At 71.1% G+C, this 22,388-nt stretch carries 15 protein-coding genes; 14 read left to right on the top strand and 1 reads right to left on the bottom strand.

Going from position 1 to position 22,388, the window contains the following annotated elements:
• The first annotated feature begins 5 nt into the window (after positions 1-5).
• From mreD to obgE, 13 genes are all read left to right on the top strand, one after another.
• Positions 6-680, top strand: a complete 675-nt coding sequence (gene mreD, locus NOO62_RS13920; protein WP_268771211.1) for a rod shape-determining protein MreD — start codon at positions 6-8, stop codon at positions 678-680.
• Positions 677-2,854 (top strand): penicillin-binding protein 2, encoded by a 2,178-nt coding sequence (gene mrdA, locus NOO62_RS13915; RefSeq protein WP_268771210.1) that lies wholly within the window; start codon positions 677-679, stop codon positions 2,852-2,854. Before mreD ends, mrdA begins: the two co-directional genes overlap by 4 nt.
• Entirely contained in the window at positions 2,854-4,050 is a 1,197-nt protein-coding gene (gene rodA, locus NOO62_RS13910; protein WP_268771209.1) for a rod shape-determining protein RodA, read from the top strand. Before mrdA ends, rodA begins: the two co-directional genes overlap by 1 nt.
• A 60-nt stretch (positions 4,051-4,110) precedes the next feature.
• Positions 4,111-5,676, top strand: a complete 1,566-nt coding sequence (locus NOO62_RS13905; RefSeq protein ID WP_268771208.1) for a CYTH and CHAD domain-containing protein — start codon at positions 4,111-4,113, stop codon at positions 5,674-5,676.
• A gap of 50 nt (positions 5,677-5,726) precedes the next feature.
• Positions 5,727-7,652: a TIGR03960 family B12-binding radical SAM protein gene (locus NOO62_RS13900; protein WP_268771207.1), complete on the top strand. Its 1,926-nt coding sequence runs from the start codon at positions 5,727-5,729 to the stop codon at positions 7,650-7,652.
• Positions 7,653-7,667: 15 nt separating this feature from the next.
• Entirely contained in the window at positions 7,668-8,213 is a 546-nt protein-coding gene (locus NOO62_RS13895; protein ID WP_321170571.1) for a GNAT family N-acetyltransferase, read from the top strand.
• 6 nt (positions 8,214-8,219) lie between these two features.
• A complete protein-coding gene (locus tag NOO62_RS13890; protein ID WP_268771206.1) occupies positions 8,220-9,365 on the top strand; it encodes a hypothetical protein in 1,146 nt (381 codons plus the stop codon).
• A 47-nt stretch (positions 9,366-9,412) separates the two neighbouring features.
• Complete coding sequence (locus NOO62_RS13885; protein WP_268771205.1) at positions 9,413-10,210, top strand: TIGR03936 family radical SAM-associated protein; 798 nt, start codon at positions 9,413-9,415, stop codon at positions 10,208-10,210.
• Between the two features lie 231 nt (positions 10,211-10,441).
• On the top strand, positions 10,442-14,671 hold the full coding sequence (locus NOO62_RS13880; protein ID WP_268771204.1) for an Rne/Rng family ribonuclease: 4,230 nt from the start codon (positions 10,442-10,444) through the stop codon (positions 14,669-14,671).
• A gap of 222 nt (positions 14,672-14,893) precedes the next feature.
• Entirely contained in the window at positions 14,894-16,246 is a 1,353-nt protein-coding gene (locus tag NOO62_RS13875; protein WP_268771203.1) for a phospholipase D-like domain-containing protein, read from the top strand.
• A 188-nt stretch (positions 16,247-16,434) separates the two neighbouring features.
• On the top strand, positions 16,435-16,755 hold the full coding sequence (gene rplU, locus NOO62_RS13870) for a 50S ribosomal protein L21 (protein WP_055566950.1): 321 nt from the start codon (positions 16,435-16,437) through the stop codon (positions 16,753-16,755).
• Positions 16,756-16,769: 14 nt separating this feature from the next.
• The gene (gene rpmA / locus NOO62_RS13865; protein WP_268771202.1) at positions 16,770-17,024 is read left to right on the top strand and encodes a 50S ribosomal protein L27; all 255 of its coding nucleotides are present in this window, start codon (positions 16,770-16,772) and stop codon (positions 17,022-17,024) included.
• A 139-nt stretch (positions 17,025-17,163) separates the two neighbouring features.
• On the top strand, positions 17,164-18,612 hold the full coding sequence (obgE, locus tag NOO62_RS13860; protein ID WP_268771201.1) for a GTPase ObgE: 1,449 nt from the start codon (positions 17,164-17,166) through the stop codon (positions 18,610-18,612).
• A gap of 104 nt (positions 18,613-18,716) precedes the next feature.
• Here obgE and NOO62_RS13855 read toward each other — a convergent pair whose 3' ends face one another.
• Positions 18,717-20,807 (bottom strand): hypothetical protein, encoded by a 2,091-nt coding sequence (locus NOO62_RS13855; protein ID WP_268771200.1) that lies wholly within the window; start codon positions 20,805-20,807, stop codon positions 18,717-18,719.
• Between the two features lie 301 nt (positions 20,808-21,108).
• On the opposite strand from NOO62_RS13855, the gene proB reads away from it, so the two are divergent.
• Positions 21,109-22,236, top strand: coding sequence for a glutamate 5-kinase (gene proB / locus NOO62_RS13850; protein WP_268771199.1), 1,128 nt, complete (start codon positions 21,109-21,111; stop codon positions 22,234-22,236).
• Positions 22,237-22,388: the final 152 nt, after the last annotated feature.

Below are 22,388 nucleotides of genomic sequence, written 5' to 3'. Positions count from 1 at the left end.
GACCCATGCGCTTCAACCGAATCCTGCTGTCCGCCGCCCTCGTCGTCGTCGCCCTGGTCATCCAGGTCAGCGTCCTGGCGCGGCTCCAGCTGCCGGGTGCGGTCCCGGACCTCGTCCTGCTCACCGTCCTCGGCCTCGCCCTGGTCTACGGCCACGTCGGCGGCGCCCTCGTCGGCTTCGGCGCGGGTCTCCTCGCCGACCTGGCGCCGCCCGCCGACCACGCCGCGGGACGGTACGCGCTGGTGCTCTGCGTCATCGGCTACCTCGCGGGCCTCGCCAAGCCCGACGGCGGCCGCCTCCGCTCCGCCACCGGAGCGCTCGTCGTGGTCGTCAGCGCCGCCATCGGATCGACGCTGCTGTACGCGGGCGTCGGCTCCCTCGTCGGCGACACCGCCGCCCGCCATGTGGGCCTGGTCGGGCTCCTGTTCACCGCCGCGCTCTACGACCTGCTGCTCGCGCCGTTCACCGTGCCGCTGATCATCGCGCTGGCCCGGCGCGCCGACAACGACCCGCTCGGGGAGAACGGACCCGCCAACAAGGCGACCGACGTCTCCTCCGGCTGGCTCTCGTCCGGCACCGGCCTGAGCATCGGCAACCAGCGCGGCAGCGGCCTGCGGGCGAAGGCGGCCAAGGCCCGCGTCGCCCGCGCCGGACGCATCAAGGGGGTCAAGCGCCTGTGACCAACATTCCCGAGACCGGACGGACCCCACGCGTCCAGATCCGTCTCGTCATCATCCAGATCCTCGTCGTCTCCCTCCTGCTCACCCTCGGCGGCCGCCTCTGGTACCTCCAGGTCCGCAACGGCGACGAGTACGCCGAGGAGGCCTCCGGCAACCACGTCCAGCAGGTCGTCCAGCCCGCCGTGCGCGGCTCGATCCTGGACGCACGGGGCGTACCCATCGCCGACAACGAGACCCGCCTCGTCGTCTCCGCGTCCCGCACCGACCTGATGAAGATGAAGGACGACGGCAAGGCGGTCCTCGCCAAGCTCGCCGACGTCCTCGACATGAAGACCGAAGAGGTCGAGGGCAAGGTCCGCCTCTGCGACGCCAAGACGCCGCAGCCCTGCTGGAACGGCTCGCCGTACCAGCCCATCCCGATCACCGACGAGGCGACGCCCAAGCAGGCGCTGCAGATCCGCGAGCGCTCCGAGGACTTCCCCGGCATCACCGCCGAGCCCACCGCCGTCCGGCGTTACGCGGCCCCCGGCAAGTCCAACACCGCCCAGGTCCTCGGCTATCTCTCGCCCGTCACGGACGAGGAGATCAAGAAGGCCGAGAACAGCGACTCGCCGTTCCTGCGCTCGGACATGGTGGGCCGCTCCGGCCTTGAGCGCACGTACGACAAGCAGCTGCGCGGCAAGGCCGGCGTGACCCGCTACGAAGTGGACAACCTCGGCCGCGTCATCGGCGAGGCCGACGCGGACGACGCGCGGCCCGGGGCGAACGTCGTGACCAGCATCGACGCGCGCGTGCAGGCCGTCTCCGAGTACTGGCTGAACGACGCGATGAAGAAGGCCCGCCAGGAGTTCGACAAGAACACCAACGAAAACTACAAGGCGGACGCGGGCGCCGTCGTCGTCATGGAGAACAAGACGGGACGCGTCGTCTCCATGGCCTCCAACCCGTCGTACGACCCGAACGCCTGGGTCGGTGGCATCTCCGGCAAGGACTACGCCCGGCTCACCGGCAAGAAGTCCAACTACCCGCTGCTGAACCGCGCCATCCAGGGCCAGGCCGCACCCGGCTCCATCTTCAAGGTCATCCCGACGACCGCGGCGGTCAACGCGGGCTACGACTTCAACGGCCGCTACCCGTGCCCCAGCTCGTACTCCATCGGCGGTCAGACCTTCAAGAACTACGAGTCCAAGGGCCACGGCTCCATCAGCCTCGGCCAGGCACTCGAGGTCTCCTGCGACACCGTCTTCTACAAGCTGTCGCACGACCAGTGGCGCAAGGACGGCGGCAACAAGCCGGTCAAGGACCCCAAGGACTGGTTCTACAAGACCGCCCACCAGTTCGGCCTCGGCAAGGAGACCGGCATCGACCTCCCCAACGAGGTCACAGGACGCGTCCCCGACCGCCAGTGGAAGAAGGACTACTGGAAGGCCAACAAGGACGCCTGGTGCAAGCAGGGCAAGAAGAGCGGCGGCGACTACGCCGAACGCATCGCCTACGAGAACTGCCTCGAAGGCATGAAGATGCGCGCCGGTGACTCCGTCAACTACTCCATCGGCCAGGGCGACACCCTCGTGACGCCCATACAGATGGCCACGATCTACTCGGCCATCGCCAACGGCGGCACCCTGTACGACCCGACCGTCGGCAAGGCCATCGTCAGCGCCGACGGCCGCCAGGTCGAGGAGATCGCGCCCAAGTCGCACGGCAAGCTGCCCTTCGACGCCAAGACGCAGAAGGACATAGACGGTGCACTCGCCGACGTCGCCACGCGCGGCACGGCGGCCTGGCGGTTCCAGGGATGGCCGCAGGACAAGATCCCGATGCACGCCAAGACCGGTACCGCCGAGGTCTACGGCAAGCAGACCACCTCGTGGTTCGCGACGTACACCAAGGACTACACGATCGTCATGACGATCGCCCAGGGCGGTACGGGCTCCGGCGCCTCGGGACCCGCCGTCCGCCAGATCTACAACGCGATCTACGGCCTGGACGACGAGGGCAAGCAGGACCCGAAGAAGGCCCTCCTGCCCGAGCCGCAGAAGAACCTGCCGAAGATCAAGCCCGACGGCTCCATCCACTCCCCGAAGATCAAGCCGTACAAGCCCGCGGCCCCCAAGCCCCCGGCCGAGCAGCAACTGGCCGGCCCGCCGCCGGCCGACTGGAGGCGCGACTGATGACCGGCAACGGCTTCTCCGTCTCCGGGTACGGCCCGGAACGCTCCGGGGTGTCGCGGCTCATGGCCCGCGACTCGATAGTGCGCCGGCTCGACTGGGTCATGCTGATCGCGGCGATCGCCCTCTCCGGGATCGGCACCGCGCTCGTCTACTCGGCGACCCGCAACCGTACCGAGCTCGTTGGCGACGACCCGTACTCCTTCGCGCTCAAGCACGTCCTGAACACCGGCATCGGCTTCGCCCTGATGATCGGCACCGTCTGGCTCGGCCACCGCACCCTGCGCACGGCCGTGCCGATCCTCTACGGCATCTCCGTCTTCCTGGTCCTGCTCGTCCTCACCCCGCTCGGCGCGACGATCAACGGCGCGCACGCGTGGATCGTGCTCGGCGGCGGCTTCTCGCTCCAGCCCTCCGAGTTCGTGAAGATCACGATCATCCTGGGCATGGCGATGCTGCTCGCGGCCCGCGTTGACGCGGGCGACCGCGACCACCCCGACCACCGCACCGTCCTCCAGGCCCTGGGCCTGGCCGCCGTCCCGATAATGATCGTCCTGCTCATGCCCGACCTCGGCTCGGTCATGGTGATGGCGATGATCGTGCTCGGCGTGCTGCTCGCCTCCGGCGCCTCCAACCGCTGGGTGTTCGGACTGCTCGGCGCGGGCGTCGCCGGCGGCGTCGCCATATGGCAGCTCGGCGTCCTCGACGACTACCAGATCGCGCGCTTCGCCGCCTTCGCCAACCCCGCCCTCGACCCGGCGGGCGTCGGCTACAACACCAACCAGGCGCGCATCGCGATCGGCTCGGGCGGCCTGACCGGCACCGGCCTCTTCAAGGGCTCGCAGACCACAGGCCAGTTCGTCCCCGAGCAGCAGACCGACTTCGTCTTCACCGTCGCGGGCGAGGAACTCGGCTTCGTGGGCGCGGGCGCGATCCTGGTCCTGCTCGGCGTCGTCCTGTGGCGCGCCTGCCGCATCGCCCGCGAGACCACCGAGCTCTACGGCACCATCGTGGCCGCCGGAATCATCGCGTGGTTCGCCTTCCAGGCCTTCGAGAACATCGGAATGACCCTCGGCATCATGCCGGTCGCGGGCCTCCCGCTGCCCTTCGTCTCGTACGGAGGCTCCTCGATGTTCGCGGTCTGGGTGGCGGTCGGACTGCTCCAGTCGATCAAGGTGCAACGGCCTATGTCGGCCTAGTCGGCGCCCGGGGCCGCCGCAGGCATGTTTGCCGTCCGATTTCGCGTCTAGATTCAATTCATGGCGGAGACGAAGCGCGAGATCGAGCGGAAGTACGACGTCACTGCGGGCACCGAGCTGCCCGACCTCTCCAGAGTCACCGGGGTCACGGGCGTCGTCGACAAAGGCACGGCGGATCTGGACGCCGTCTACTGGGACACCCCCGACCAGCGGCTCGCCGCCGCCTCCATCACGCTGCGGCGCCGCACCGGAGGCCACGACGCGGGCTGGCACCTGAAACTCCCCGTGTCACTCGCCGAGGGCGTGCGCGACGAGATCCACGCGCCGCTCTCGGACACGGTGCCGCGCGCCCTGCTCGGACTCGTACGTGCCCGGGTGCGCGAGGCCGAACTGGTGCCGCTGCTGCGCCTGGAGACCACCCGGCACGTGCGGCACCTCGTCGACGCGGACGGCGCCATGCTCGCCGAGGTCAGCCTCGACACGGTGCACGCCGAGCGGTGCGCCCCCGGAGGTGAGCGCATCGGCTGGTCCGAGCTGGAGGTCGAGCTCGCCGACGACGGAGACCCGCAACTGCTCGACAAGGTCGACAAGAAGCTCCGCAAAGCGGGCGTGGAGCGCTCCATGTGGTCCTCGAAGCTGAACCGGGCCCTGCGCACGACAGCACCGATGGACCCCGAGACCGAGTGGACCGACGACGAGGGCACGGGCCACGCCGTCGTCCGCCTTGAGGACGACACACCCGTCTCCTCCGGAGACCACGTCCTCGCCCGCCTCCGCACCCAGCGCGACGCCCTCCTCGCGCTCGACCCCGCCGTCCGCCGCGACCTGCCCGACTCGGTGCACCAGATGCGGGTCGCCACGAGGCGGCTGCGCAGCGCCTTCAAGTCGTACGGGAAGGTCCTCGACCGCACGGTCACCGACCCCGTCGGCGAAGAACTCAAGTGGCTCGCCGCCGAGCTTGGCGTCGACCGCGACCAGGAAGTCCTCACCGAACGGCTCACCGACCGCATCGGCGCACTGCCCAGGACCCTCCTCCTCGGACCGGTCCGTGGCCGCCTGCGCATCTGGACCGTCGCCCGCAGCGCGGGCTCCCGGCGCAGGACGGTCGCCGCCCTGGAGAGCAAGCGCTACCTCGCCCTCCTGGACAGCCTCGACGCCCTGCTCGCCGCGCCGCCGCTGCGCCCCGCGGCGGCCAAGCCGCCCGAGAAGGCGCTCGTCAAGGCGGCCCTCAAGGACTACGCCCGCCTCGCCACCCGTGTCGAGCACGCCCTGAACCTGCCCCCGGGCCAGGAGCGCGACGTGGCCCTGCACGACGCCCGCAAGGCGGCCAAGCGCGCCCGGTACGCGGGCGAGGCCGCGACCCCCGCGCTCGGCAAGCCCGCGAAGAAGTTCGCCAAGCGGATGAAGTCCGTCCAGAAGGTGCTCGGCGACCACCAGGACAGCGTCGTCGCCCGCGAGGCCCTGCGCGCCCTCGCCATCCAGGCCCACCTGGCGGGGGAGTCCGCGTTCACCTGGGGCCTGCTGTACGGCCAGGAGGAGGCGGCGGGCAACGACCGCGAGCGGGAACTGCCGGAGGTGTGGGCCGAGGCGTCCCGGGCGAAAGTGCGGTCGGCACTGGGGAGCTGAACGCCGGGGTACGCTTGATGGTCACCCCTGCCAGCTCATGAAGGTCCGCGATGTCTGCCGAATCGGTCTTCCCACAGCTCGAAGCTCTGCTCCCGCATGTGCAGAAGCCCATCCAGTACGTCGGCGGTGAGCTGAACTCCACCGTCAAGCCGTGGGAATCCTGTGACGTCCGCTGGGCGCTCATGTACCCGGACGCGTACGAGGTGGGTCTGCCCAACCAGGGCGTCATGATCCTCTACGAGGTCCTCAACGAGCGCGAGGGCGTGCTCGCCGAGCGCACCTACAGCGTGTGGCCCGACCTGGAGGCCCTGATGCGCGAGCACCAGGTCCCCCAGTTCACCGTCGACTCGCACCGCCCCGTCGGTGCCTTCGACGTCTTCGGCCTGAGCTTCTCCACCGAGCTCGGGTACACGAACATGCTGACCGCCCTGGACCTCGCGGGCATCCCGCTGGAGGCCAAGGACCGCACCGTCGAGGACCCGATCGTCCTCGCCGGCGGTCACGCCGCCTTCAACCCCGAGCCGATCGCCGAGTTCATCGACGCCGCGATCATCGGCGACGGCGAGCAGGCCGTGCTCGACATGACGGAGATCATCCGCGCCTGGAAGGCCGAGGGCCGCCCCGGCGGCCGCGAGGAAGTCCTCTTCCGCCTGGCCAGGACCGGATCGGTCTACATCCCCCGGTTCTACGACGTCGAGTACCTCCCGGACGGCCGCATCGGCCGCGTCGTCCCCAACCGCAGCGGCGTGCCGTGGCGCGTGTCCAAGCACACCGTCATGGACCTCGACGAGTGGCCCTACCCCAAGCAGCCCCTCGTCCCGCTCGCCGAGACCGTCCACGAGCGCATGTCCGTGGAGATCTTCCGCGGCTGCACCCGCGGCTGCCGTTTCTGCCAGGCCGGCATGATCACGCGCCCCGTGCGGGAGCGAAGCATCACCGGCATCGGCGACATGGTCGACAAGGGTCTCAAGGCGACCGGCTTCGAAGAGGTCGGCCTGCTCTCGCTCTCCTCCGCCGACCACAGCGAGATCGCCGACGTCGCCAAGGGCCTCGCCGACCGGTACGAGGAGGACAAGATCGGCCTGTCCCTCCCCTCGACCCGCGTCGACGCCTTCAACGTGGACCTCGCCAACGAGCTGACCAGGAACGGCCGCAGGTCCGGCCTGACCTTCGCCCCCGAGGGCGGCTCCGAGCGCATGCGCAAGGTCATCAACAAGATGGTGTCCGAGGAAGACCTCATCCGCACCGTCTCGACGGCGTACGGCAACGGCTGGCGCCAGGTGAAGCTGTACTTCATGTGCGGCCTGCCCACCGAGACCGACGACGACGTCCTCCAGATCGCCGACATGGCGACGAAGGTCATCCAGAAGGGCCGCGAGGTCTCCGGCTCCAACGACATCCGCTGCACGGTGTCGATCGGCGGCTTCGTGCCGAAGCCCCACACGCCCTTCCAGTGGGCCCCGCAGCTCTCCTCCGAGGAGACCGACGCCCGCCTGGAGAAGCTCCGCGACAAGATCCGCGGCGACAAGAAGTACGGCCGCTCGATCGGCTTCCGCTACCACGACGGCAAGCCCGGCATCGTCGAGGGCCTGCTCTCGCGCGGCGACCGCCGCATCGGCGCCGTCATCCGCGCCGTCTACGAAGAGGGCGGCCGCTTCGACGGCTGGCGTGAGCACTTCTCGTACGAGCGCTGGATGCGGTGCGCCGAGAAGACGCTGCCCGAGATGGGCGTCGACGTCGACTGGTACACCACGCGCGAGCGCACCTACGAGGAAGTGCTGCCCTGGGACCACTTGGACTCCGGTCTCGACAAGGACTGGCTCTGGGAGGACTGGCAGGACTCGCTCGACGAGACCGAGGTCGAGGACTGCCGCTGGACGCCGTGCTTCGACTGCGGCGTCTGCCCGCAGATGGACACGCACATCCAGGTCGGCCCCACCGGCAAGAAGCTCCTGCCGCTCACCGTCGTGAAGTAACCGAGACACCTGACAGTGCCTCAACTCGCCCCGCCCACCGGCCTGGTGCACCGCTCCTACATCGCCGCGATGGAGGAGTTCCGGGCCGAGGGGCGCGGCGGGCCCGACGACGACACGACGCTCGGCGCCACCCTCCGGGACTACGGCCCGCGCTGGCGCGACCCGGCGGTCTTCGCGGCGTACGTCGCCGAGGTCCGCGCCGCCGCACACCCTGCCGAAGCACACTCCGTCCCCGTCACGACCTTCTGGTACGTCGACGGCGCCGACTACCTCGGCAGGATCACCGTCCGGCACACCATCGCCACCCGCTTCCTGCGCGAGTACGGCGGCCACATCGGCTACGAGGTCCGCCCCACCGCCCGGCTCCGCGGCCACGCCACCGACATGCTGCGCGCCTGCCTCCCGCACGCCGCCGGACTCGGCCTGGAAACCGTCCTGGTGACCTGCGACACCGACAACATCGGCTCGCGCAAGGTCATCGAGGCGGCGGGCGGCACGTTCGAGGACGAACGCAGCGGGAAACTGCGGTACTGGATCCGAACCGGCGCCGCGCGCGTCTAGGACGACATGGACCTGGAAAAACGGCCCGACCAGCAGGTCGCGCACCCTGCGACGCCCACGCGGCCGGTGGCACCCGCGCAGCCCGTGGCGCCCGCGCAGGCGGACGGCTGTCTCGCCGTCGCGATCCGCATCCCGGTGCGGATCGTCGTACTCGTACTCGTCGTCCCCGTACGCCTGCTCTGGGACGCGCTCGCCGTGTGCGGCCGCTTCCTCCACCGCTCCGTGCTGCGTCCCGTCGGGCGTGGCATCGGCGCCGTACTGACATGGCTGTGCAAGGCCGTGTTCGTGTGGCCGTGGGTCGGCCTGTGGCGGTACGTGCTCGTGCCGGTCGGCAAGGGCCTCGGCTGGCTGGGCCGCGGCCTGTTCGTCATCCCCGCGACGTGGCTCTACGCGCGCGTGCTGACCCCCGTCGGACACGGCATTGCCTGGCTCGGCCGGGTCCTCCTCGTCATCCCGGCCACGTGGCTCTACGCGCGCGTGCTGACGCCGATCGGACGCGCCCTGCTGGTCGGCCTCGGCTGGCTCGGCAAGGCCGTGTTCGTGTGGCCGTGGGTGGGCCTGTGGCGGTACGTGGTCGTGCCGGTCGGCATCGCGATCGCCTGGCTGGTCCGGACGCTGATCGTGGTGCCCGTGGTGTGGCTGTACAAGGCCGTGCTCACCCCGGTCGGGCACGGCGTCACGACGCTGCTCCGCTGGATCTTCGTCGTGCCCCTCGTCGCCCTGTGGCGCTGGGTGCTCGCCCCCACAGGGAGGGCGATCGCCGTCGTCGCGCGGGAGATCTCCGACGCCTTCGGACACGCCTGGCGCATCGCCGGGCACATCTCCCTCGCCGTGGGCCGCTTCCTCGGCACACTCCTTCGGTGGATCTTCGTCGAGCCGGTGCGGTGGGCGTACCGCACGGTCCTCACGCCCGTCGGACACGTCATCCGCGACGTGCTCTGGAACCCCGTCGCCGCGGCCGCCCGGGCCGTCGGCCGCACCACGCGGCGGGCGCTCACCTCCGCCAGGGACACCGTCCGCCAGACGCGCGCCGACGTACGGCGCATGCTGTTCGGAGCGCCGCGCGAGGCGGTTCCGGTGGCCCGGCGGGAACCCGACACGCCCGACACACGTACTCTAGGCAACAGTACGACCGCACTCATGAAGGACTGACGACACTGGGCAAGCGACAGCCCGTAGGCCCGCCGCCCGCACCCGCGGTGCAGCGCATCCGCCTGCGCTACACCAAGCGCGGCCGCCTCCGGTTCACCAGCCACCGTGACTTCCAGCGCGCCTTCGAGCGTGCGCTGCGCCGCGCCGAGGTGCCCATGGCGTACTCGGCGGGGTTCACCCCGCACCCCAAGGTGTCGTACGCCAATGCCGCACCCACCGGCACGGGCAGTGAGGCCGAGTACCTGGAGATCGCGCTCACCGCACCGCGCGACCCGGACAAGCTCCGGGAGCTCCTCGACGAGTCGATGCCCACCGGGCTCGACATCGTCGACGCCGTCGAGTCCCGCACCTCGGGACTCGCGGACCGGCTGACGGCCTCCGTCTGGGAGCTGCGCCTGGACGGCGTGGCGCCCGCGGCGGCGCAGTCGGCCGCCGAGCAGTTCACGGCGGCCGAGAAGGTCGAGGTCCAGCGCCGTACGAAGAACGGCATGCGGACCTTCGACGCACGCGAGGCCGTGGTGAGCCTCGCGACGGTCGCCGGCGGACCGCTCGCCGACGATGCTGATAGGCCGAGCGACAAGCCCTGTGCGATACTGCGGCTGGTTGTTCGGCACGTGACACCTGCCGTACGACCTGACGACGTCCTGTCCGGTCTCCGAGCTGTGGCCGACCTGGCGCCGCCGGTCCCCGCAGCGGTGACCAGGCTGGCGCAGGGGCTTTTCGATGAAGAGACCGGCACGGTGACCGACCCGCTCGCGCCCGACCGCGAGGCAGACACGGCCGCTTCACCCACGGCCGCCGTACCTGCCGCCGCGAAGGCGCCGGCGCCGGAAGGTCCCCGGTAAGGACGTACGTCACCGCGCAGCCCTCGTACTCGGGAGCCACCTGGGTCGGGCAGCGCACTGACCGAGACTTTCGCCAGGCCGTCCGCACATGGGCGTACGGAACCGGCGAGACAAGACATAGAGCTCCCGTGCGGCGCCCACGCCCCCGGATGGCGGCCCCGCGCACAGCGCGAGCCGCGACATCACCGGACCAGGCGCGGCGCCCGGGAGCGTGACGGGAGAACCGCCCGCATGCTTGAGCCGAACGAACCCACCGAGGGCTCGGACAACAACACCCCCAGCGACACCCTGCCGCCGCGCCGCAGGCGCCGCGCCGCATCGCGTCCGGCGGGCCCGCCGAACGGCGCCGCCGAAGCCGCGGCTCCGGCCATACCGGCCACCCCCGCCACCGAAGAGGCCCCCGCCGCGGCAGCGGCCGAGGAGACCCCGCGGACGCCCGAGGCCGCCGAGGCCCCCGCGCCGCGTGCTCGCCGCCGTGCGACCCGCCGCGCCTCCGCCCCGGCCGGCGCACCGCAGACCGCCGAGGCCACGGAGCCCGCCGCCGCACCCGCGCCCGCCGCGGAGACAGCGCCGGAAGCCGCTCCGCGGGAGGAGGCCGCCGAGGCCCCCGCCGCGCGCCCGCGCCGCCGCGCCACCCGCCGTGCCTCCGCCCCCGCAGGCGCGCCGCAGGCCCCCGCCGAGGAGACCCCGGCGCAGGCCGAGCCGGTCGCCGAGGAGGACGCGCCCAAGGGTCGTGCGCGCCGTCGTGCGACTCGTGGTGCCGCTGCTCCCGCCGCGGAGCCGCAGGCCGCCGTCGAGGAGGCTCAGGCGCAGGCCGAGCCGGTCGCTGAGGAAGACGCGCCCAAGGGCCGTGCGCGCCGCCGTGCCACCCGTGGTGCCGCTGCTCCCGCCGCGGAGCCGCAGGCCGCCGTCGAGGAGGCTCAGGCGCAGGCCGAGCCGGTCGCCGAGGAGGACGCCCCCAAGGGCCGTGCTCGCCGCCGTGCGACCCGTGGTGCCTCCGCGCCCGCCGGGGCGCCGCAGAACGCCGAGAAGGAAGTGGCCGCGAAGCTCGCCGAGCAGCCTGCCGCCGCCGAGAAGGCTCCGGCCGACGAAGCCGCCGCCGACACCGCCGAGGACGACGCGCCCCGCGGCCGTCGCCGCCGTGCCACCCGTAAGACCGCGGCCACCGGGTTCTCCGCCCCGCCCGCGCACAAGGCCCGCAAGGCCCAGCGCGCCGAGGAGTCCGACGAGGACGGCCGCAAGCCCGCGCGCCCCGCCGTCGCCGTCTTCCAGGCCCCGGTGTTCGCCGAGCCCATGTTCCAGACCCCGGAGCGCGCCGCCGCGGCGGCCGCCGCCGAGGCCGCCGAGGACACGCCCGCCGAGCCCGAGCCCGAGCCCACGCCCGCCCCCGCCGTCCCCGTCGCCGAGGAGGAGACGGGCCCGCGCCGTCGCCGCCGCCGTCGCGGCGCGGACGAGCAGCCCGCCGCCGAGGAGCGCGAGCCGGTCAAGGCCGCCGTGGTCGAGGAGCAGCAGGCCGAGGAGCCCGAGGAGGCCGCCGCCGAGCAGGCCGACTCCGACGACGACACGGAGGAGTCCGGCGAGCGCCAGGGCCGCCGTCGCCGTCGCGGTGGCCGCCGTCGCCGCCGCGGTGACTCCGCCGACCAGGACAGCGAGCAGAACGACGCGTCGGGCGACTCCGACGACACCGACGCCGAGCAGCAGGAGCCCTCCGACGAGGGCGCGTCCGACGACGCCGACGAGTCCGACGACACCGAGGCCGACGACGCCGCGGAGTCCGGCGGTGCCGGGTCCAGCAGCAGCCGTCGCCGTCGTCGCCGCCGTCGCCGCGCCGGTGACTCCGCCGAGGGCGAGCCGGGCGACGGCGACCCGGAGCGCACGGTCGTCAAGGTCCGCGAGCCCCGCAAGAAGGAGGAGCGCGAGCTCGGCACCGGCGCCGACGAGGTCCAGTCCATCAAGGGCTCGACCCGCCTCGAGGCCAAGAAGCAGCGCCGCCGCGAGGGCCGCGAGCAGGGCCGCCGCCGCGTCCCGATCATCACGGAGGCCGAGTTCCTGGCCCGCCGTGAGGCCGTCGAGCGCGTGATGGTCGTCCGCCAGAACGGCGAGCGCACCCAGATCGGCGTCCTCGAGGACAACGTGCTCGTGGAGCACTACGTCAACAAGGAGCAGGCCACCTCGTACGTCGGCAACGTCTACCTGGGCAAGGTCCAGAACGTGCTGCCGTCCATGGAGGCCGCGTTCATCGACATCGGCAAGGGCCGCAACGCCGTCCTGTACGCCGGTGAGGTCAACTTCGAGGCGCTCGGGATGGCCAACGGCCCCCGCCGCATCGAGTCCGCCCTGAAGTCCGGCCAGTCGGTCCTCGTGCAGGTCACGAAGGACCCGATCGGCCACAAGGGTGCCCGTCTGACCAGCCAGGTCTCGCTGCCGGGTCGCTACCTGGTCTACGTGCCCGAGGGCTCGATGACCGGCATCAGCCGCAAGCTGCCCGACACCGAGCGCGCGCGTCTGAAGACCATCCTCAAGAAGATCGTCCCCGAGGACGCGGGCGTCATCGTGCGCACCGCCGCCGAGGGCGCGAGCGAGGACGAACTGCGCCGCGACGTCGAGCGTCTGCAGCAGCAGTGGGAGGACATCCAGAAGAAGTCGAAGGCGGCCTCGACGAGCTCGCCGGGCCTGCTGTACGGCGAGCCGGACATGACCGTCCGGGTCGTCCGCGACATCTTCAACGAGGACTTCTCCAAGGTCATCGTCAGCGGCGACGACGCGTGGCAGACCATCCACGGCTACGTCTCGCACGTCGCCCCCGACCTCGCGGACCGCCTCTCCAGGTGGACGTCCGAGGTCGACGTCTTCGCGACGTACCGGATCGACGAGCAGCTCGCCAAGGCCCTGGACCGCAAGGTCTGGCTGCCGAGCGGCGGCTCGCTGGTGATCGACAAGACCGAGGCGATGATCGTCGTCGACGTCAACACCGGCAAGTTCACCGGCCAGGGCGGCAACCTCGAAGAGACCGTGACGAGGAACAACCTCGAAGCGGCCGAGGAGATCGTGCGTCAGCTGCGCCTGCGCGACCTGGGCGGCATCGTCGTCATCGACTTCATCGACATGGTCCTCGAGTCGAACAGGGACCTGGTCCTGCGGCGCCTCCTGGAGTGCCTGGGCCGGGACAGGACCAAGCACCAGGTCGCCGAGGTCACCTCGCTCGGCCTGGTCCAGATGACCCGCAAGCGTGTCGGACAGGGCCTCCTGGAGTCCTTCTCCGAGACCTGCGTGCACTGCAACGGCCGCGGCGTCATCGTGCACATGGAGCAGCCCACCTCCGCCGGTGGCGGCGGCAAGCGCAAGAAGCGCGGCCGCGGCGGCTCGGACCAGCAGGACCACGGTCACGAGCACACGCACGAGGTGGAGTCGGCGGACGTCGCCGAGCCGGAGAACGAGACCGCGGCGGAGGTCGCGGCCGAGGTCGCCGCTCCGGTGGCGCTGCCCGAGCCCGAGTTCGTCCCGGACGAGGAGCTCTACAGCAGTGCGGCCGAGGCCGAGGCCGCCGCGTCGTCCCGTGGCCGTTCGCGGCGGCGTGCGACGCGCCGGGCGTCGGCCCCGGCGGGCGCTCCGCGCGCGGAGGCCGCTCCCGCGGAGGAGGCCCCGCGGGCCGATGCTCCGCAGACGGACGCTTCCAAGGAGGAGGCTCCGAAGGGCGCGAGGAAGTCGGGCAAGCGGGCCAAGGCCGCCGAGAAGGCGGAGCGGGCCGCGAAGGCAGCGGCCAAGGCCGCCGAGGTTCCGGTCGTCGAGTCCGACGTCGCCCGCACCGAGGCCCCGGCCGTCGAGGACCCGATGGTGGGCAGCCCCGCGGCCGTCGAGGCGGCGCAGGAGGCCCACGCCGAGGTCACCGAGGCGCCGGTGGACGACGCCGCGCCGAAGGGTCGTACGCGCCGCCGTGCCGTCCGCAAGGCGACGTCGCCCGCGGGTTCGCCGAAGGCCGCCGAGCCCGAGGCCACCGAGGTCGTCGTGGCGGAGACCCCGAAGGCGGAGCAGGTCGCCGAGCCGGTGGCCGAGCCCGTGACCGGCGCCGCCGAGGCGCCCGTCGCCGACGCCGCGCCGCCGCGTCCGCGCCGCCGTGCGGTGCGCAAGGCCACCGCGCCGACCGCGTCCGCCGAGGCGGCCGTCATGGTCGTCCCGTCGGCCGAGAAGCCGGTGGAGAAGACCGCCGAGCAGCCCGCCGAGAAGGCCGCGACGGAGTCCGAGGCACCCGCCGAGGAAGCCGCCGCTCCGGCCAAGAAGACGGCGCGCAAGACGGCGGCCAAGAAGGCGCCCGCGAAGAAGACGGCCGCCAAGAAGACCGCGGCCAAGAAGACGGCCGCCAAGAAGACGACGGCCAAGAAGGCGACGAAGGCGACGGCAAAGAAGGCCGCGGCGGCGGAGCAGACGCCGTCCGGCGTCTCCGCCAGCGCCGACGAGGCCTGACCCCTTCGCACACCGGTGCCCCCTGCACGGCGGTCTCCCGCCGGGCAGGGGGCACCGCTGTGTCCGGCAAACACGTCATTACGCCCCGAAAGTGTGAAGGCGCCGCCCCGGTCTTGGAGCACAGGAGAGCACCTGTAAAACTCATGAGGTCTGATAAGTGAACAGGGGCGTGAGCACGCGTGTGGGGAGACGGCGTGGTCGCGTCCGGGGGAGGGATGACTGATGGCGCATGCGCGCCTGCGAGGCACGGGACGACACCGTGCGGTGAAACCGGTCAAGGGCGGCCGCCAGGCGGTGGCGCTGGCCACGGTCCTTTCGGCCGCGGGGATCCAGGCCGCCGGGTCCGTGGGGACCGCGTCGGCGGACCCCGGGCCCACCTGGACGGAAGGGCCGATCTTCAACGACCCGAAGGGCGACGTCGACGCGCAGTACGCGATCAGGGCCCGCCTGATCGAGCTGACGAACTCCGCCGTGCCGGGCTCGACGATCAAGGTCGCGGTCTACCACGTGTGGGAGGCCTCGGTCGTCAACGCGCTCGTCGACGCCAAGAACCGCGGCGTCCACGTGCAGATGCTGCTCGACGAGACCAGCAAGAGCGACCGGCCCACGAACACCTCGTACAACACGCTGAAGACGGCGCTCGGCACGGACAAGACCAAGACGTCCTTCGTGTCGCTCTGCCCGACGGGGAAGTCCTGCCTGGGCGACCCGAGGTACGGCAAGTCGATCATGCACAACAAGTTCTGGCTGTTCTCGGAGGTCGAGGGCGCCAAGGACGTGGTCGTGCAGACCACCTCGAACTCGACGCCGTCGGCGCACACCAAGTTCTTCAACGACGCGCTGCTGCTGCCGAACAACCCCGCCATGTACGACGCGTACGCGGACTACTTCACCGACATGCTCGGCAAGCGCTGGGCCGACTGGGACTACCGCACGGTCAGCAGCGGCCGCTACAAGGCGTACTTCTTCCCGCGCAACGGCACGGTCAACGAGACCGACACCATGTACTCGGTCCTGAACAACGTGAAGTGCACGTACAAGGACACCGCGGGCGTCACGCAGCACACCAAGGTCCGCGCCGCGATCTTCAAGATCACGCGGAAGCAGATCGCCGACAAGCTCGTCTCGCTGAAGAAGGCGGGCTGCTCGGTCAGCATCCTGTACGCGGAGACGGACAGCGCCAAGAGCCAGGGCGGCACCCCGGGCACCTGGGAGCAGCTGCACAAGTCGGGCGGCCCCTCGGTGCGCTGCTACAACGACGACAGGGACCCGCTGCACCCCGGCACCCGCCTCACCACGCCGTACATCATCCACTCGAAGTACCTGCTGGTCGACGGCGTGTACGACGGCAAGCGGAACAAGGTCTCCTTCACCGGCTCGCAGAACTACACGGCGCCGGCGCTGCGCGAGAACGACGAGGCGATCGTCAAGATCGACGACGACTCGGTGCACGACACGTACCGCTCGCACTTCGACCGCACGCGGGCCGTGGCCTGGCCGGGCAGCGCCGACAAGACGGACCTGTGCAAGGGCGTCAAGCCGCTGCCGCCGGACGGTGAGAAGCCGGTCACGTGACGGGGGGTGCGGGGCCGGTTTGACCCTTCCGGGGCGGCCCCGTAACCTTGACCGTCGGCGTGTTCCTATGCACGCCCGCCCCCTGTAAACCCTTTTTCCTCTCGTGGCCCCGGCTGCGAGAGAGGCTGTTCCGCTTCTGTGGGCGGCTGGACTGCGGGGGTCCCGTTCCGAGCGAGAGAGAGATCCGCGTGTACGCCATCGTGCGCAGCGGTGGTCGCCAGCACAAGGTTGCTGTCGACGACATCGTTGAGGTTGACAAGATTTCCACTGCCAAGGTTGGCGACACGGTCGAGCTCTCGACCCTGCTCGTTGTCGACGGCGACGCTGTGACCAGCGACCCGTGGGTGCTGGCCGGCATCAAGGTCCAGGCCGAGGTCGTGGACCACCACAAGGGCGCGAAGATCGACATCCTTCGCTACAAGAACAAGACCGGTTACCGCCGTCGTCAGGGTCACCGTCAGCAGTACACGGCGATCAAGATCACCGGTATCCCCACGGCTGCGAAGTAAGGGACTGAGACAAGATGGCACACAAGAAGGGCGCATCGTCCACTCGGAACGGGCGCGACTCCAATGCTCAGCGGCTCGGCGTGAAGCGCTTCGGCGGTCAGGTCGTCAACGCCGGTGAGATCCTGGTCCGCCAGCGCGGCACCCACTTCCACCCGGGCTCGGGCGTCGGCCGCGGCAAGGACGACACCCTGTTCGCGCTGGACGCCGGTGCGGTGGAGTTCGGTACCCACCGTGGCCGCAAGGTCGTGAACATCGTTCCGGCCGCCTGAATCCGTCTTTCTGACTGATCAAGGCGCTCGTCGAGCGAGTTCTGCGAGGGCGGACCTCTCTTCCCGTTGATCGGGAAGCGGGTCCGCCTTTCGCGTGTTAGAGCTAAGACATTTCCGTATCTTTCTGGAGGCACCAACCATGACCACCTTCGTGGACCGCGTCGAGCTGCACGCCGCCGCGGGTAACGGGGGCCACGGCTGTGCCTCCGTCCACCGTGAGAAGTTCAAGCCGCTCGGCGGCCCCGACGGCGGCAACGGCGGCCGGGGCGGTGACGTGATCCTGGTCGTCGACCAGGACGTCACCACACTCCTGGACTACCACCACAGCCCGCACCGCAAGGCCACCAACGGCCAGCCCGGCGCCGGTGACAACCGCTCCGGCAAGGACGGCCAGGACCTGGTCCTGCCCGTCCCGGACGGCACGGTCGTCCTCGACAAGGAGGGCAACGTCCTCGCCGACCTGGTCGGCCAGGGCACCACCTTCGTCGCGGGCCAGGGCGGCCGCGGCGGCCTCGGCAACGCGGCGCTCGCCTCTGCCCGCCGCAAGGCCCCCGGCTTCGCGCTGCTCGGTGTGCCCGGCGAGGAGCGGGACGTCGTCCTGGAGCTCAAGACCGTCGCCGACGTCGCCCTCGTCGGCTACCCGAGCGCAGGCAAGTCCTCGCTGATCTCCGTGCTGAGCGCGGCGAAGCCGAAGATCGCGGACTACCCGTTCACGACGCTCGTCCCCAACCTCGGCGTGGTGACGGCGGGCTCGACCGTCTACACGGTCGCCGACGTGCCCGGCCTCATCCCCGGCGCCAGCCAGGGCCGCGGCCTCGGCCTGGAGTTCCTGCGCCACGTCGAGCGCTGCAGCGTCCTCGTCCACGTCCTCGACACGGCGACCCTGGAGTCCGACCGCGACCCCGTCTCCGACCTCGACGTCATCGAGGCCGAGCTGCGGGAGTACGGCGCGGGGCTGGAGAACCGGCCGCGCATCGTCGTCCTGAACAAGATCGACGTACCCGACGGACAGGACCTCGCCGACCTGGTCAGGCCCGACCTGGAGGAGCGCGGCTACCGCGTCTTCGAGGTGTCCGCCGTCGCGCACAAGGGCCTCAAGGAGCTCTCCTTCGCCCTCGCCGAGCTGGTCGGCGAGGCGCGTGCCGCGAAGCCGAAGGAGGAGGCGACCCGCATCGTCATCCGGCCCAAGGCCGTGGACGACAGCGGCTTCACGGTCACCCGCGAGGAGATCGGCGGCGAGCCGCTGTACCGCGTGCGCGGCGAGAAGCCGGAGCGCTGGGTGCGCCAGACCGACTTCAACAACGACGAGGCCGTGGGCTACCTCGCGGACCGCCTCAGCCGCCTCGGCGTCGAGGACGAGCTGATGAAGGCGGGCGCCCGCAACGGCGACGGCGTCGCCATCGGCCCCGAGGAGAACGCGGTCGTCTTCGACTGGGAGCCGACGATGATGGCGGGCGCGGAGATGCTGGGCCGCCGTGGCGAGGACCACCGCCTCGAAGCGCCCCGCCCGGCCGCGCAGCGCCGCAGGGACCGCGAGGCGGAGCGGGACGAGGCGCAGAAGGAGTACGACGACTTCAAGCCCTTCTAGTACTCCTGCTTGAACCGCCGTAAGCACACAAGAGTGGGGCCCCGGAGCTTTCGAGCTCCGGGGCCCCTCTCTTGTGCGTTCAGACCTCTTGTGCGTTCAGACCGTCACGCCGTGACCGAGTCCTCCGCGCCGTTCGACTCCGACGGGTCCTGTGCCATCTCCTCCGCCGCTTCCTCGGCGACGCGCTGGCCCGGGATGTCCGCGTCGACGCGGGTGGCCATGCGGGCGCGGCGGGCGTCCGCCTTGGCGCTCAGGGCGAGGGCGGCCGCGTTGAAGCGGACCAGGGAAGGCGGCTCGGAGGGGCCCAGGAGGTGCTCCTTGAGCTCCGCGCGGGACTCGGCGTGGGAGTCCAGCTCCGGGGCGCGTACGGCCTTCAGGAGGGCAGCCACGCCGTCCGCCTCGGGGGTCAGGATCGCCGCCGCGGACGCCGTCGGGAAGCTCGCCCGGAACTCCGCCTCGGACATGCCCGCCGTATTGGCGACCGCGTACGGCTTCTCGCTGCTCAGCCAGTCGGAGACGACCGAGGAGACGTCGCTGATCAGCAGGTCGGCCTGGTTGAAGCAGGTGAAGATCGCGGGACGCGCGGTGGTGATGACCTGGTGCTCCCACTCGGGGAACGACGCCCAGAACGCGGTCTCCCACGCGGCCGTCGCCGCAGCCACCGCCGCCTGCTGGCCGCCCTCGGGGGCGCCCTGGAGCATCATGCGCTCCTGTTCGTCCGCGCTCTTGCGGAAGGACCGCGCGGTCAGCCGGTCCAGCTCCGCGGTGCGGCGGACCAGCTCGGCCGCGGCGTCGGCGCCGGGGCGGGCGCCGGACCGCTTGGCGTTGGCGGCCAGGATCATCGCCTTGATGCGCTCGTTCGCGGCGCCCGCCTCCGGGTTCTGCGAGCCGGTCATCGGGTGCGGCTTGTAGAGGAGGCGCACGCCCGGGTCCGCGAGGAGCTCACGGACGATGTTCTCGCCGGCCAGGACCACCGAGGTGTTGCCGGGGTTGCCGTCCCAGCCCTCCCAGGTGGGGGCGTACAGCACGGTCGTGTACGCGCCGGTGGGCGCGCCGACGTACGGGCGGATCGGCGACAGCTGCGGACGGCCGACCTCGACGACGTCCTTGTCCTCGACGCCGATGTCCGCGAGCTGGTAGCGGTCGCGGGCCGCGGGACCGGCCACCCACACCTCGTCGTACGCCTTCGCGTACGGGTTGCAGGAGGAGAGCTTGTCGCTCTCGCCGTGGTTGATGAAGGCGTGCTTGATCGTCGGGATGCGCAGGACCTGCGAGGTCTTCGCGGCGTTCGCCGGGTGCAGCATCATCTTCAGCGTCGACGTCTCCAGGGAGAACATCGTGGCGACCTTCGGGAAGCAGATGATGGGGACGTCCGTCGCGTCGATCTTCTGGACCATGAAGCGCTCGCGCAGCACGATCAGCGGCTTGCCGTCGAGCTCGGAGAGTGTGGAGAGCCACATGTTCGCCTGGTACGCGGACGTGGTGCCGCCGGAGAAGTACATGGCGACGCTCGGCTTGTAGTCCGCGAGCCACGCGTCGAGCCACTCCATGACCTTCTGGTCGTTCTTCGCCCGCTTCTTCGGAAGCAGCCAGGTGGCCAGGTAGAGCGCGCCCGCGCCGATCAGGACGAGGGAGACGGCGAGCCCGATGCCGCCCCAGTACGCGTCGGTGGTCGCCGCCGTGACCAGCAGGCCGACCGTCGTCGGGACCGAGAAGGTCAGCAGGCGGTGGGCCTGGCGGCGGGAGAGGATGCGCGGCGGCGCGGCCGTCAGGTGCAGCTTCGACGTGTCGATGTTGCGCGTGACGATCGGCAGCGAGCGGGTGCGGCGCACCAGCACGGCGACGGCCTGGCAGCCGAAGTGCAGCGCGTAGAAGGTGAGCAGCCCGATCGTCAGCGGTGACTGCTCGGCCAGCGGCTCGATGCCGTCTATGCGCAGCAGGCCGACCACGATCAGCATGTCGCGCAGGAGCTGGCGCACCGTGACGTCGAAGCGGATCTTGCCAAGGAGGGAGAGGAGGCCCGGCTGCTTGTACTGCAGATAGATGTCGAGCGCGAGGTTCGCGGCGGCCGCGGCGACGAACACCGGGACGTAGGGGATCAGCGCGGTCGCGAGCTGTGTCGCGAACAGTGCGAACATCGCGAACAGCGCTGACAGCTGCACGATGCGTCGGGGGGCGAGTCCGGCAGAGGGCACGGGCTTTGGCTCCTGGCGGGGATGAAGAGGGGATGGGGGGAAATCCGAGATGAGTCGAAAGTCGACCACTGACCGTATGACGCGCAGTGGGTCCCTAGCAATCTTCCGTGACGTCAATCACCGGATAAAGGGGCAAAGGGACTGAACCTCGAAGGTGTTTTTCCCCTCTCACGGGAATACGCCCAGCTGACCCGACCCCTGGTCCGCGCCTCGGAACGGGCAGGCGCCCGCCCCGCGGCCTCACGTAGATTGCAGGTCCGGGACCACGGGTCCGGGGCATCGGGATCATTTGGGGAACAGCGTGGCATCGGCAAGGCAGTCAGTGGCAGAGGCGCGGCGGGTCGTCGTCAAGGTCGGGTCGTCGTCCCTGACCACCGCATCGGGGGGCCTGGACGCGGACCGTGTCGACGCCCTCGTCGATGTGCTCGCCAAGAGCCGTGACGGCGGCACGCGCGAGATCGTGCTCGTCTCCTCCGGCGCCATCGCCGCGGGGCTCTCCCCGCTCGGCCTCGTCCGCCGCCCCAAGGACCTCGCCCGCCAGCAGGCCGCGGCCAGCGTCGGCCAGGGCCTGCTCGTGGCCCGCTACACCGCGTCCTTCGCGCGCTACGGCGTACGTGTCGGACAGGTGCTCCTCACCTCCGACGACATGGCCCGCAGGGCCCACCACCGCAACGCCTCGCGCACCCTCGACCAGCTGCTCGCCATGGGCGCGCTGCCCGTCGTGAACGAGAACGACACCGTGGCGACCGACGAGATCCGCTTCGGCGACAACGACCGGCTCGCCGCCCTCGTCGCCCACCTCGTCCACGCCGACCTCCTCGTCCTCCTCTCCGACGTGGACGGCCTCTACGACGGAGACCCCGCGAAGCCCGGCACCTCCCGCATCGACGAGGTCACGGGCCCCGCCGACATGGCGCACGTCGAGATCGGCAGCGCGGGCAAGGCGGGCGTCGGCACCGGTGGCATGGTCACCAAGGTCGAGGCCGCCCGGATCGCCGCCGCCGCGGGCATCCCGGTCGTCCTGACGTCCGCGAGCCACGCCGGGGACGCCCTCGCGGGCCGCGCCACCGGCACGTACTTCCACCGCACCGGACGCCGCTCCGCCGACCGTCTCCTGTGGCTGCAGCACGCCTCCGAGCCGCGGGGTGCCCTCACCCTGGACGACGGGGCGGTGCGCGCGGTCGTCGAGGGGCGCAAGTCGCTGCTGCCCGCCGGGATCGCCGCCGTCGAGGGGGAGTTCACCGCGGGGGACCCCGTCGAGCTGCGGGACGCCGCGGGCCGTGCGGTGGCGCGCGGGCTGGTGAACTTCGACGCCAAGGAGATCCCGTTGCTCATCGGGCGCTCCACACGGGACCTCGCCAAGGAACTCGGACCTGCGTACGAGCGGGAAGTCGTGCACCGGGACGACCTCGTCCTGCTGCCCGGCTAGCGCTCGGAAAAAGTCCCAGGTCGCGTCGGACCGTCCGTCCCGCACGCCTCGTACGCCCCGGCTGAAAACCATCGCGCACGGCCCCCGCCGACCCTCCCGCGGAAGGTGAAACTCCCCAAAACCGCCCCGCGGCACTGCTTGGCCTGCTCAAC

Origin of the sequence: Streptomyces sp. Je 1-369 (assembly GCF_026810505.1) — a bacterium.
GTDB lineage: Bacteria > Actinomycetota > Actinomycetes > Streptomycetales > Streptomycetaceae > Streptomyces.
This window is presented reverse-complemented; position numbering and strand designations above follow the sequence as displayed.

What these genes read in the sequence shown, in the direction of transcription:
- NOO62_RS13890 (WP_268771206.1), top strand. Translation starts at nt 8,220, where the DNA reads ATGGACCTGGAAAAACGGCCCGACCAGCAGGTCGCGCACCCTGCGACG.
- NOO62_RS13905 (WP_268771208.1), top strand. Translation starts at nt 4,111, where the DNA reads ATGGCGGAGACGAAGCGCGAGATCGAGCGGAAGTACGACGTCACTGCG.
- rpmA (WP_268771202.1), top strand. Translation starts at nt 16,770, where the DNA reads ATGGCACACAAGAAGGGCGCATCGTCCACTCGGAACGGGCGCGACTCC.
- rodA (WP_268771209.1), top strand. Translation starts at nt 2,854, where the DNA reads ATGACCGGCAACGGCTTCTCCGTCTCCGGGTACGGCCCGGAACGCTCC.
- NOO62_RS13875 (WP_268771203.1), top strand. Translation starts at nt 14,894, where the DNA reads ATGGCGCATGCGCGCCTGCGAGGCACGGGACGACACCGTGCGGTGAAA.
- NOO62_RS13900 (WP_268771207.1), top strand. Translation starts at nt 5,727, where the DNA reads ATGTCTGCCGAATCGGTCTTCCCACAGCTCGAAGCTCTGCTCCCGCAT.
- obgE (WP_268771201.1), top strand. Translation starts at nt 17,164, where the DNA reads ATGACCACCTTCGTGGACCGCGTCGAGCTGCACGCCGCCGCGGGTAAC.
- mreD (WP_268771211.1), top strand. Translation starts at nt 6, where the DNA reads ATGCGCTTCAACCGAATCCTGCTGTCCGCCGCCCTCGTCGTCGTCGCC.
- NOO62_RS13880 (WP_268771204.1), top strand. Translation starts at nt 10,442, where the DNA reads ATGCTTGAGCCGAACGAACCCACCGAGGGCTCGGACAACAACACCCCC.